This window comes from Propionivibrio sp. (assembly GCF_029255185.1).
Classification (GTDB): Bacteria; Pseudomonadota; Gammaproteobacteria; order Burkholderiales; family Rhodocyclaceae; genus Propionivibrio.
Genome location: NZ_JAPUVO010000120.1, coordinates 59,755 through 73,155 on the forward strand (window position 1 = coordinate 59,755; position 13,401 = coordinate 73,155).

6 protein-coding genes and 1 pseudogene are annotated in these 13,401 nt (G+C 60.8%); 4 read left to right on the forward strand and 3 right to left on the reverse strand.

What is annotated here, in order from left to right:
* The first annotated feature begins 1 nt into the window (after position 1).
* From Q1J43_RS11550 to Q1J43_RS11560, 3 genes are all read left to right on the forward strand, one after another.
* Positions 2-298: a nucleotidyltransferase domain-containing protein gene (locus tag Q1J43_RS11550; protein ID WP_301102646.1), complete on the forward strand. Its 297-nt coding sequence runs from the start codon at positions 2-4 to the stop codon at positions 296-298.
* Positions 285-731: a nucleotidyltransferase substrate binding protein gene (locus tag Q1J43_RS11555; RefSeq protein ID WP_301102647.1), complete on the forward strand. Its 447-nt coding sequence runs from the start codon at positions 285-287 to the stop codon at positions 729-731. Before Q1J43_RS11550 ends, Q1J43_RS11555 begins: the two co-directional genes overlap by 14 nt.
* A 209-nt stretch (positions 732-940) precedes the next feature.
* A complete protein-coding gene (locus Q1J43_RS11560) occupies positions 941-2,023 on the forward strand; it encodes a porin (RefSeq protein ID WP_301102648.1) in 1,083 nt (360 codons plus the stop codon).
* Between the two features lie 118 nt (positions 2,024-2,141).
* On the opposite strand, the gene Q1J43_RS15920 is transcribed toward Q1J43_RS11560, so the two are convergent.
* From Q1J43_RS15920 to Q1J43_RS15930, 3 genes and pseudogenes are all read right to left on the reverse strand, one after another.
* Positions 2,142-2,357, reverse strand: coding sequence for a tetratricopeptide repeat protein (locus tag Q1J43_RS15920; protein WP_366141891.1), 216 nt, complete (start codon positions 2,355-2,357; stop codon positions 2,142-2,144).
* Positions 2,311-2,517: pseudogene (locus Q1J43_RS15925) on the reverse strand (tetratricopeptide repeat protein); the annotation flags it as partial. The pseudogene Q1J43_RS15925 and the gene Q1J43_RS15920, both read right to left, overlap by 47 nt.
* Before the next feature lie 6 nt (positions 2,518-2,523).
* A complete protein-coding gene (locus Q1J43_RS15930; protein WP_366141893.1) occupies positions 2,524-2,838 on the reverse strand; it encodes an SEC-C domain-containing protein in 315 nt (104 codons plus the stop codon).
* A 313-nt stretch (positions 2,839-3,151) separates the two neighbouring features.
* Here Q1J43_RS15930 and Q1J43_RS11565 point away from each other — a divergent pair.
* The coding region (locus Q1J43_RS11565) for a CARDB domain-containing protein (RefSeq protein ID WP_301102649.1) at positions 3,152-13,401 on the forward strand (10,250 nt) is incomplete at its 3' end.

The following is a 13,401-nucleotide window of genomic DNA, read 5'->3' on the forward strand; positions in this document are numbered from 1 at the left end:
CGTGCGACTTAGCGATCCTGAAATTAGCGCATTGAAATTGGCGCTTGCTGGCGTCTCCTATCGCCGTGCATTTCTCTTTGGCTCGCGGACCAACGACGCTGCAAGGGGCGGCGACATTGATCTTCTGCTGTACAGCGAAGCGCCCCCGTTTGAGACAGCTCACCGGGTGGCCAGTCGCTTTGCCCGCGAGTTTGACGCGAAGCTTGATGTGTTGGTGGTCGATCCGGATCATCCAACGACCGAGCAATCTGCTTTTATTTCAACGCTGACGCTGGAACCGCTCGATGTCCTCCGCTGATTACGACGCTCTCGTCGCTGCCATTGCCCAACGCTATGCAAACTCTGCCGGCATGGTTGAGGCTTCGCTGCGTCGCTATCAGCCTTTTGATTTGCTGCGCAGCTACACCGCCGAAGAACTCGAACCCTACGATGCCCTCTGCGATCGCTACCTTCGCGCCGTCGAAATGGCCATTCGTTATTTTCGGACAGTAGAGCGTGCGCGCCTTGCCCTGAACAGCGAAAGCTACCGTGATCTTCTGGGCAATGCCACCAAGTGGCGTCTTGTTGCTGACGTCGACCTGTGGTTCCGCATGCGCGATCTGCGCAACAGGATCGCCCATGATTATTTACCTGAGCACCTGCTACGTATCTACGAGGCGATCAGTAGCGAGTTTGGCCCCGAGTTACTCCGCCTGCGTGATCTGGTGACCGCCCCCGGTGTGGGAAAGTGATCGCTGGCGAATGGGTTTTCATCGCTAATTGAGAATCGTTCTGTTGCATTTACACAACAAAACGGTTAAACAGGCGCCCCAATCGCCGCGCCAAGGTTGCCCCGGGCCATACCCTTTGCCATTATTCGCACAGCTTCTCATTCATGAGAGGTCCAGTTTGGTGGAGCCCACATAAAATCTGCCAACCTTAAACCTAGAGGAGATTCACAATGCAAAAGAAAATTATCGCGCTGGCAGTTGCCGGCCTGGTTTCGGGTGCTGCCTTCGCACAGTCGAACGTAACTGTTTACGGTATTGCTGATGCCGCAGTCACCAACTGGTCGGGTGCTAATCAACGCGCCACGGCTATCGAAAATGGTGGCAACACTGGTCTGTATACGTCGCGCCTTGGTTTCAAGGGTGAAGAGGATCTGGGTAACGGCCTCAAGGCGATCTTCCAGATTGAATCAGGTGTCAATGTTGATGGCACAACAACTGCGCAAAACACGGTCTGGGGCAGTGCACGCCAAGCCAATGTTGGCTTGACGAGTGCCAAGTTCGGTACGGTCAAAATCGGTCAGCAATCAACGCTGGCTGATGCCTGGCACGGCATCAACACTGAAACCATGGGCAATCTGAGCCCCAACGATCTGCTTGGCAAGTCGACTGGCACTTTCTCCAACACCAAAATCCAGGCCGTATCCTATCAGTCGCCGAATTTAAGCGGCTTTACGCTTGGCGCCGCATGGATTCCGGTGAACGTAAGCGCGACCGGCGTGGGTGTTGACGATACGACTTTAGTGACAACCACTCGTAACGACATCTATCAACTTGGCGTGAATTACGCGAATGGCCCGTTTGGCGCCAATGCCACCTGGGCAGTTCGTGACCAGAAATTTACGGGCAGTGAGAATTCCAAGGATTTGACCGTTGGCGTTTCGTATGACTTCAAGGTCGTTAAGGTGATGGGCGGCTATTACCTGTCGCAAAATGTCGGCACGGCGCTTACAAGCACCTTGAGAAATCAGGATAACGCTCTGTGGACGCTTGGCGTGCAGGTTCCGGTCGGATCTGCTGGCAAGGTTGCTGTTCAGTACGCGAGGAAGGACGATGATGCAGCCGACATGAACGCCAATGCATGGCTGCTTGGTTACACCCATATGCTCTCCAAGCGCACCTCGCTTTACGCTGCCTATGCTCGCGTGAATAACGACACCAATTCGGAGATTCAGCCGGTTGGCGGCGCTGTGTTTACCAGCATTACTGGTAAAAACTTCAACGGCGTGATCTTGGGTGCAAGCCACTCGTTCTAATTTGACTTTAGTCAGATTAGAAATTGAAACGGGCGCTTCGGCGCCCGTTTTTTTGTGGGTGCTTTGACATATTTCTGATGCCCGGTAGCGCGGTGTACATCACCACTGGGGCGCTGCCTCAGGCCCCGCACTCGCGTTCTGGCCGGGGCGGTTTCAGCATCTCATTGCCCAGGTTGTTATAGGCTGGGGCAAAGCCTGGCAAGGCATCTAGGCAAGAACGATAGCTCGATAGTGCGGCATCCAGATCGCCGCGTTCGCGCTGTAGGTTTCCGAGACAAAAATAAACGTCAGGAGAATAAGGGGTTACCCGCAAGGCCTCGCGGAAACTGCGCACCGCCTCGTCGTGGCGAGCCCTGCGGAAACCTCAAGGTCCCGGCGGACTCAAGACGCTTGCAGTCCATGAGCAAGCTGCCAAGGTTAAGATTGGCCCGGAGCGTGTCCGGTCTGATTGCCAGGGCGCGACGATAACTCGTCTCAGCCTCCTCAAGGCGGCCTCTGTGCTACTGGGCCGTCCCCAGGTTGACATGGGCTTCAACGTCATTTGGCGACAGCAAAGTTGCCTTTTGCAAGGCCGCAAGACCCTCCTTGCCCTGCATTTGCAGTGTCGCGCCGAGCAGGCTCCAAAGAAAACTGGACTGCGGATGCTCTCGCGTCAATCGGTTCAGCTCGTTTTCCAGTGGCGCAAAGTGCACGGCGTTGAAGAAAGACAGCAGTCGTGCCGTATCGATGGCGGCGTGAAGATTTCCCGTCGGTGACGCATGCGCTTCACCGCCCTGGCAGCACGCCTTATATTTCTTTCCGCTGCCACAGGGCAGGGATCGTTTCTACCTGGCTTCATCCTGGCGTTTGCGACAGTTTGCGCGAAATACGCATTTTAAGCGTTCTGGCTGCCAAAGTTTGTTAGTTTTTACAACGCCGCTGGGCGTGGCCCCCTGGCACCCCCACGGCAAGCGCGATGCCGCGAAGTGACGAATTCCGTCAGGTAGTGACAATTAGCGTCCACTTTTATTTAGTCGCGCGAGCAGCGCTCACTGTTTTCAAGGAATTTTATCCTGGCACGGAACTTGAGTGGGTAATCGTGCCATCCTGCATCATGCCGGTGATCGGTAACCTCAAGGGAGCATTTACATGCGCAACGCCATCGACAAGAACGACCGTCCAGACCGTCTTCGCAACCTGACCCTATCGCCGCTGATGTCGGCTCTGTTGCGGACCTTTGGTCCCGCGCAGTGGCAGGCGCGAGCGGCCAAGACGGCAGCTCGACCGACGCCGCGCGCCGCGCAAACGCCGGCGATCCGCTTCGAAGCGCTGGAACCGCGCGTCTTACTGTCCGGCGACCCGGCGGTTGCGGTCATGGGCTCGATTGATGTACCGGGCGAAGTTGATCAATACGGCTTCACCTTGCCACAAAACACGCGCGTTGTTTTTGACAGCCTGACCAACACCAGCAGCATCAACTGGACCCTGCAAGGGCCGCAGGGGGCCGTCGTTAGCAATCGACCCTTGTCGCAAACCGATGCCTCGGGTGCGCTGGGCAACCCGCTGCTTGATTTAGCAGCTGGCGACTACACGCTGACCCTCGATGCGAACGCAGATGTCACGGGGGCCTACAGTCTGCGTCTGATCGACGTCCAGAAGAGCGACGAACTCACCCCGGGGACGGTGCTTAACAGCCAGTTGACCCCGGCCAATGAAACCGATGTCTATCGGTTTAGCGCCAGCGCCGGTGAGCGCGTCAATTTCCAACTGAACAGTGACGGCGGCCAAGCCTACTACCGGCTGTACGACCCGTTCGGCAAAGCGGTGTTCGGCCCGTCGCAGGCGTACGGAGCGAACGATGTCCGGACGCTGGAGCTTGCGGGAAGCTATACCCTGCTGGTTGAAGGGAGTGCAGGCTCGATCGGCGTCATGAATTACAGCGTTAACGTGCAGCCCATCACCAACCATTCTGACGACCTGAGCCTGGGAACCCTGGTCAGTGGCAGCCTGGACCAACCGACGCAAGTGAACAGCTACCACTTTAGCCTGGGCGAATCGAAACTGCTCTACTTTGACGCGCTGACCAACCGCAATGATCTGACCTGGACCTTAAGCGGACCGCGCGGCGTGGTTGTCAGCGGCCGCCCGTTTGACCGCTCGGATTCGTACGACTTTGGCGTTGGCGCGCCGATCGCCAACCTGGTTGCCGGCGACTACACCCTGACGGTAGCAGGTACCGGCAACGCGCAGGGGGACTACCGTTTCCGTCTTTCTGACCTCACCCAAGCCACGGCCATCGAGCCGGGCACAGAAGTCAGTGGTGAGCTTGCTTCGGGCAATGCGACGGCGCTCTACAAATTCACGGCGAGCGCGCTGGATCGCTACTATTTTGACGCGCTGGACCTGTCCGGCGGCGAGGTCTATTGGCGCCTGCTCGACCCGTACGGGCAGATTGTGTGCGACCGCACCGCCCTGGACACCGACCTGGGGCTGACCACCCTGGCCTACACTGGCGTCTACACCCTGCTGATCGAAGGGCGTATCAACTCGACCGTGGCGGCGAGCTACCGCTTTAAGGCGCAACGGGTCATCGACGACAGTGCGCCCCTGGTCTGGGGCCAGACGGTAGCCGGTCGCATCGACCAGGCCGGGCAACGTGACCGCTACACCGTCACGCTGGACGCGGCCAAGCGGGTGTACCTTGACACCTTCGCGTCCGACGCCGAACTCACCTTGTCGCTGACCGGCCCTCAGGGCGAGGTGCTCAGAACGGGCGCCACGCGCACGTCTACGGCACCGACATTGCGCACCATCGGCCCTGACGGTATGGACTTGGTCTACAGCGGCGACCAGGACGACAATCCTTTTGAACTGTCGTTGCCGTTTGCCATCCAGTTCTTGGGCCAGAGTTACTCATCGGTTTTTGTCGGACCGAACGGCTATATCACCTTTGGTTCGGGAGCTTCGACGTATAGCGGGTTGGGGCCGCAGAACCCGGCGCTGCCCGGCATCCACATTTGTCCAAGCGATCTGCGGCTAAGCACGCTGTACACGCTCGCCAGCGCCGACACCTACAAGATTCGCGTGGAAGGGTTCAACTACGGCAGTTCGTTTGACGCAACGCCCCTCGTTTACGAAATCACCTTTCACAAAAACAGCGACGCAGCCGAACTGGATTTGATCAGCGTGTCCTCGCCCAGCGCCGGGGGGATTACCGATGGCTTCAGCGCGAGCTATTTATCGCCGTTGACGCCGGCTTCAGGGACCTCGTTTGCCCTCAGCGGTCAAAACATTGTTTCGATCCCCTATCCCGGTACGAGCGCTACCGGCGTCCCGAAATACCTTGATTTGGTGGCCGGGTCGTACACCCTGACCGTCGCTGGCGCGGGCGACACAGTGGCCAACTATAGCCTCCGCCTGTTTGACCTTGGCGCAGCCCTGGCGCTGACGCCGGGGACGGCCGTCTCCGGCGAGCTGAGCGCGGCGAACGATAGCGTGATGTACAAATTTACGGTAACGGCGGGCGATGGTTACGCATTCAATGAGAAAGCCATCTCGGGAGGCAGCGCGTCGTGGACCGTGATCAATCCGTTTGGCTCGGTATTTAGCTGGGGGGATTTTACGAGCCTTGGCAGTTTTGGCTTAAGTTATAACGGTGTCTACACCCTGCTGCTCAAAGGCGATGCTGGCGCATCGACGCCCATCGATTACACCTTCAATCTCGAACGCACCTGGAATGGCACGGGCGTCGTCGAGCCGTGGGCCGGCACGCCGCTGACCCTTGGCGAGACAGTCAGCGGCATGGTGACCACCGCCGATGAGCCGCAAACTTACGTCCTGAATCTGGATGCCGCGACGCGGGTGTATTTTGATGCGCTAAGCGCCGTTGGCGGCATGCGCTGGACGCTTTACGGCCCGAACGGCACCTTGGTCGACAAACGGGCTTTCGAGAGCTCCGATGGCGTTGGCTTGGGCCTTGGCGCACCGGTCTACGACCTGGTCGCCGGGTCCTATCGCCTGACCATTGACGACGGCGCGGGGACCGGCGCCTACAGCTTCCGCGTACTGGACACTGCGCTGGCGCCGGTGCTACCGCTTAACACGGCAGTTAGCAACACGCTCAGTCCGGGCAACGAGACCGATCTGTACCAATTTGCCGCCATCGCTGGCGAGCGCTACTACTTCGATTACCAAAGCCTGAGCGTACCGGGCAGTGGCGTCTGCTGGCGTCTGCTGGACCCGTATGGGCACGTGGCGATCGATAAAACAACATTCAATGCCGATGCAGGCCCCTTCACCCTCGACTATGACGGCACTTACACCCTGCTGATCGAAGGGCACTCGACCCTCTCCGGCGACGCCAACTACCAATTCAAGCTGCAGAAGGTGACGGACGGGCAGGCGGTCCTGCCGCTGGACGCCCTGGTCAGCGGCAGCATTACCCAGGTCGGCCAGCGCAACCGTTACACCTTCACGCTGGACGCGGCGAAGCAAGTCTATTTTGATGCGCTGACCAACACCAGCAGCCTCACCTGGACGCTGACGGGGCCGCGCGGCGCGGTGGTGAGCAACCGGGCGTTCAATCAGAGCGACGCCATGAACTTTACCGGCACACCACTGCTCGACCTAATGGCCGGCGCCTACACCCTGATCATCGACGGCACGGCCGACGCCTTGGGCAGCTACGATTTCCGCCTGCGGGATTTAAGCGCAGCGACGCCGCTACCGCTCGGCACGACGGTAGCGAGCACCCTTACCCCGGGTAATGAAACCGACCTTTACCAATTCACGGCCAGCGCTGGCGAGCGCTACTACTTCGATTACCTGAGCGCCACCGGCAGCCCCGCCTGGCGCCTGCTCGACCCCTGGGGGGGGCAAGTCTTCGGCCCGAGTTTAATGAGCTCGGGCGACCGCGGCGTGCTGACGCTGGCGCTGACCGGAACCTACACCCTGCTCATCGAGGGATCCGTTTCAGGCTCCACGGTACGCAACTACAGCTTCGCCGTTCAGAAGGTGACGGACGACAGCGCGGTCTTGCCGCTGGGTGCCCTGGTCAACGGCGTTATTGCCTACGCCGGCCAGCGCGATTTCTATACCTTCACGCTGGACGCGGCGAAGCGCGTCTATTTTGACGCGCTGACCAACATCGGCGCCCTGACCTGGACGCTCAGTGGGCCCAGTGGCAGGGTCGTTGCGGCGCGCAGCTTCACGGCATCGGATGGCTACGCCTTTGGTCCGGGCTCGCCGCTGCTCGACCTGGCGGCGGGCGACTACACGCTGATGATCGAAGGCATGAACGACACGGCGACGGGGGCAAGCTATGGTTTCCGTCTGCTCGATGCCAGCCAGGCGACGGTGATCGTCCCGGGCGTGGTGGTCAGCCCGGGATCCGCACCGGCCAATCGCACCGACCTCTACCAGTTTACGGCCAACGCTGGCGATCGCTACTTCTTCGACCGACAGACCGCGAGCGGCGTTAGCATCTACTATCGCCTGATTAACGCTGCGGGCCGCGTCGTGATCGACCGCACTTTTTTCGGCGATCAAGGCCCGTTCACCCTCGAACAGAGCGGCACCTACACGCTGCTCATCGAGGGCGATATCTCGATGACGGGCAACGGCAGCTACAGTTTCAACCTGCAGAAGGTCAGCGATGACACCCCGAGCCTCGCGCTAAACACCCTGACCACGGGCGCCATCGACCACGTCGGGCAGCGCGACCTTTACAGTTTCACGCTGGATACGGCCAAGCCAGTTTATTTTGATGCGCAGACCAATAACAGCAACCTCACCTGGACCTTAAGCGGACCGCGCGGCGAACTCGTCAGTAACCGCTCGTTCACCGCGAGCGACGCCGGCGGCTTTGGCATTTCGCCACTGCTTGACCTCGCGGCCGGCACCTACACGCTGATCATCGACGGCGCGGGCGACACCGCCGTCCCCTATACCTTCCGCCTGCTCGATTTAAGCGCAGCGACGCCTCTTAACTCGGGCACGCCGGTCAATGATGAGCTCAACCCCGGCAAGGAAACCGACCCTTACCAGTTTACGGCCACCGCCGGCGATCGCTACTACGTCCAGTACTTAGGCTCTACCGGCAGCGTGTACTGGCGCCTGCTCGATCCCTGGGGGGCGCAGGTGGCCGGCCCGACGTCAATGAGTTCGGGCGATATCGGCCTGCTGACCCTCGCCCTATCCGGGACCTACACCCTGCTCATCGAGGGCAGTGTCGCCAACACGGGCGCCGCCACCTACAACTTCAACGTACTGAAGGTCACGGACAAGACGATTGCCGTAACCGAGCCGCTCGGCACCCCGGTCAACGGCAGCATTGACTACGCCGGGCAGCGCGCCAGCTACACGTTTACGTTAAATGATGCGAAACAGGTCTATTTTGACTCACTGACCAACGCCACCAACCTCTCCTGGACGCTCAGCGGGCCGCACGGCGCGGTCGTGACCCGGGGCTTTACCGCGAGCGACGGCTCGGGCCTGTCCACCTCGCCGCTGCTCGACCTGGCTGCTGGCGTCTACACCCTGACCGTCGCCGGCAATGCCGCCACGGTCGGCGCCTACAGTTTCCGCCTGCTCGATTTTAGCGCAGCGACGCTCCTTGACCCGGGCACGCCGGTTAGCGATGTGCTCAACCCAGGCAAGGAAACCGACCTTTACAAGTTTGTCGTCACCAGCGCCAATTCGCAGTACTACTTCGACTTCCTGAGCGCCAGCACCAGCGATGTCTACTGGCGTCTGCTCGATCCCTGGGGTGGGCAGGTCTTCGGCCCGACCTCAATGCTTAGCAGTGCTGACATGGGTTTACGCACCTTCGCCTTGCCCGGAACCTACACCCTGCTCATCGAGGGCAAAATCTCGAACACCAGCATCGCCACCTACAGCTTCAACGTACAGCAGGTGACGGATGACAACATCGCCTTGCCGACGCCGCTCGACATCCCCGTCAACGGCACGATTGGCCATGCCGGGCAGCGCGATTTCTACACCTTCACGCTGGACACGGCGAAGTCCGTCTATTTTGACGCGCTGACCGATGACCCTTTCTTTGCCTGGACGCTCGCCGGACCGCGCGGCAAGGTCGTGGACGCGCGGACGTTCACTGCGTCCGACTTTGATGACTTCGGCCGCTCGCCGCTGCTCGACCTGGTCGCCGGCACCTACACCTTGATGATTGACCTCCGTGACCTCGGCAATAACAACCCCGTCGGCAACTACAGTTTCTGCCTGCGGGATTTTGCTGCGGCGACGACGCTCACCCCGGGTGCGACGGTGAGCAGTACGCTCAACCCGGGCAACGAAACCGACCTGTACAAGTTTGCGGTCACCGCTGGTCAGCAGTACGCCTTCGACTTCATTAGCAGCAGCGGAAATCCTCACTGGCGCTTGCTCGACCCCTGGGGCGGGACGGTGTTCGGCCCGGTTAATATGGGCAATGGCGACATCGGCCCGCTGACCTTCGCGTATACCGGAACCTACACCGTGCTCATCGAGGGCAGTCTATCTGTGAGCGCGGCGGTAAGCTACAGCTTCAAGGTCGACCTGGTGGGCAACGTCGCGCTGCCGGGAACGCCTGCCGGCACATTGCTTAACCTCGGCGTCCAGCAAGCCGGCAGCTTGTTAAGCGTCGGTCAGAAGGATTACTACACCCTGACGCTTGCGACCGATACGCGGCTGTACTTTGACACCCTGTCCGACAGCAGCAGCAAGCGCTGGTCGCTCGCCGGGCCGCGCGGAACGGTGGTCAGCAATCGCGGCTTTAACAACTCCGACGCCTACGATTTTGGTCTTGGCGCGCCGATCTACAATCTGGTGGCCGGGACCTATCTGCTGACCGTTGACGGCACGGCGACCGGGGGCTACAACTTCCGCGTCCTGGATACCGCGCAGGCGCCGACCCTGACCCTTAACACACCGGTCATCGGCCAGCAGCTCAATCCGAGCCGCGAGACGGATCTCTACCAATTTAACGCCGTCGCTGGCGAGCGCTACTACTTCGATTACCGCAACCTGAGCGTATCGAGCTCGTTTGTCGACTGGCGCCTGCTCGACCCGAATGGGCAGGTGGTGATCGATCGCACTGCATTCGATACGGATGTGGGGCCGTTCTCCGTAGACCTTAGTGGCACCTACACCTTGCTGATCGAGGGACGTTCCAACCTGACGAGCGTTGCAAACTACCAGTTCATGCTGCAAAAGGTGATCGACGACCCCCTCGGGCTGACGCTGGACAGCACCATCAACGGCGCCATTGACCATCCTGGTCAGCGTGATTTCTACACCTTCACGCTGGAGACGGCCAAGGCGGTCTATTTTGACGCGCTGACCAACAATAGCAACCTGACCTGGACCTTAAGCGGACCGCGCGGGCTGGTCAGCAGCCGATCGTTCTCCGGGAGCGACGCCGGGAACCTGTCCAGTTCGCCGCTGCTCGACCTCACGGCCGGCGCCTACACCCTGATCATCGACGGCACGACCGACAGTGTTCCCGCCTACAGTTTCCGCCTGCGCGATTTGAGTCTGGCAACGCCCCTGACCTCCGGCGCGGTGGTCAATGCCACGCTGAACCCCGGCAACGAAACCGACCTCTACCAGTTTACCGTCAGCGCTGGCGAGCGCTACTACTTCGACTACCTCAGCGCCAGCAACACCTACTGGCGCCTGCTCGATCCCTGGGGAGTGCAGGTCTTCGGCCCGAGCGCCATGAGCTCAGACACCATCCCGTTCACGCTCGCGTTGAGCGGAACCTACACCCTGCTCATCGAGGGCGCCGTCTCAGCCAGCACCGCGAGCAGCTACAGCTTCAAGATACAGAAGATCACCGACCAAACGATCAACCTGGCGAACCCGCTGGGCGTCACGGTCGATGGCGCCATCGACCACGTCGGGCAGCGTGACCTCTACACATTTACGCTGAACGAGGCGAAGCACGTCTATATGGACAAGCTAAGCTATGGCAACTTCTTCTGGCAGTTGATCGGGCCGCGCGGCAACGTCGCGAGCGATTCGTTCACCGGGGATGACTCGGCGGGCTACGACCTCCCAGCTGGCGACTACACGCTAATCCTCAGAGGCGGCGCCGACTCTGTCGGTTCCTACAGTTTTCGTCTGCTCGATTTTAGTTCGGCGACGCCCCTGACCACCGGCACGCCGGTGAGCAGTCAGCTAAACCATGCCTATAAAACCGATCTCTACCAGTTTACCGCCACCGCCGGTGAGCAGTACTACGTCGACTACCAGGGGGGCACCCCCTATGCCTATGCCGATTGGTCCTTGATCGACCCCTGGGGTCGGCGGCTGCTCGGCCCGACCCCCATGCTCTTTGGCGACCTCGGTCTGCTGAACATCGCGGTGACCGGCACCTATACCTTGGTCATTTCAGGTACCAGCGGCGTCTCCTCGGTCGACTACAGCTTCAACGTCAACCCAGTGCCGATCAGCGCCAAGATCATCCTCACTGGGCTGGGCAGCGAACCGGGGCCCGATCTTGTCGTGCACAGCCTGACGGCAACACCGCAAGGCGGCCCGCTGCACTCGGGTGGATCCGTCGTCCTGAGCTGGGAAACCTTTAACGCCGGCGATGAACCAACCGCCGGACTCTGGCAGGACCGCATCATCGTACGCAACACCACGCTTGGTGGCGCCATCATCGGCAATTATCTCGTCAATTACACCGACATTGGCGCGCTGCCCCTGGCGCCCGGCGCCGGACGCCCCCGCACGATCACGCTGACCCTGCCGGACGGCGAGCTGAGCGTCGGCAACCTGTCCTTTGAAGTCATGGCCGACGTTGAGAATGACGTCACCGAGCACGCTGCCGGCGGTATGGGTGAGCTCAACAACAGCGCCAGCATCGTCGTTGTATCGCAACTGGCGCCGTATGCCGACCTGCAGGTGAGCAATCTCGCCATCGAACCGGCCGGCGCCTGGGTGGCGGGCCAGTCCGTCACCGTGCACTGGCGGGTTGGCAACAGCGGCAACGCGCCGGTGCAAACGCCCTGGAGTGACCACCTGCAGATCCGCAACCTGACCAGCGGCCAGAATCTGCTTAGCGCCGACCTGCGCTACGACCCCGCTGTTTCCGGCGACTTGGCGGCGGACGGCGCCTTCACCGACGACCGTAGCTACACCTTTGACTGGCCCGCAGGCGCCCTCGGCGCCGGACAGATCGAGTTTGTCGTCACCACCGACTATGCCGCAGAGATTGTCGAGAACAATGCCGGCCATACGGCGGAAGCGAACAACACGGGCAGCGTCAGCGTCGCCTCGGGTCCGGACCTGGTGGTCCGCAATCTGCACGTCGAGCAGAGCGACCTGACCGCCGGCGGGTTGGTCACGGCGCTCTGGGAGGATTGGAACGATGGTGCCGTACCGGTACCGGCCGGCTTTAACGAGCGCATTGTCGTCATCAACCGGACGACCGGCGAAACCCTGCGCAACGTGAGCCAGGCCTACGATCCGGAGCAGCCCGGCGCCGGCCTGATCGGTGCGGGCGACTTTCGCAGTCGCCGCTTTAACTTCAGCCTGCCGGAGGGGCTGCGCGGCGTCGGCGACATCGAGATCCAGGTGACCGCTGACCAGAACAGCGCCGGCGTGGGCGTACTCTTTGAAACCAACGCCACGGGCGATGCAAAGAGCAATAACCGCAGCACCATCCAAACCAGTTCCACCGCCAAACCCTATGCCGACCTGGTGGTGAGCGGCGTCACGCTGCCCACCTCTGGTTTTGCTGGCGGATCGATCCTAGTGAGCTTTACCGTCACCAACAGCGGGGAGGCCGACACGGCCAGCGCCTGGAACGATCAGATCATCTTTAGCAGTGACGCGGTGATTGGCAATAGCGACGACATCGTCCTGGATACCGTTCCCCACACCGAGCTGCTGACGGTCGGTAACGCGTACAGCACCACACGGACCGTGACCCTGCCATTCAAGCCGGAAGGCCGTTACTACCTGTGGGTCAAGACCGACAGTGCGGCCAGCGTCCTGGAACCGGACACCCGCGCCAACAACACCAGCGCTGCGGCGCCGATCGATCTGATCATCCCCTACGCCGACCTGAACCTCCTTGAGGTGCACGCCCCGCTAACAGCGCAAAGCGGGGAGAACATCCGCATCACCTGGGATGTGCAGAACAACGGCAACACCCCGACCAATCTGGCGCTGTGGAACGACCGCGTCGTGCTGTCGTCTGACGCGACCCTGGGCGGTGCGGACGACATCATCCTGGCCGGTTCAGTCACCCACGCCGGCCTGCTGGCGGTCGGGCAAAGCTACACTGGCGCGGCGACGATCACCTTGCCGATCGACCTTGCCGGCGACTACTACGTCATTGTCCAGACCAACAGCACGAGTGCGCTAGACGAAGCCGGCCATAGCGCCAATAA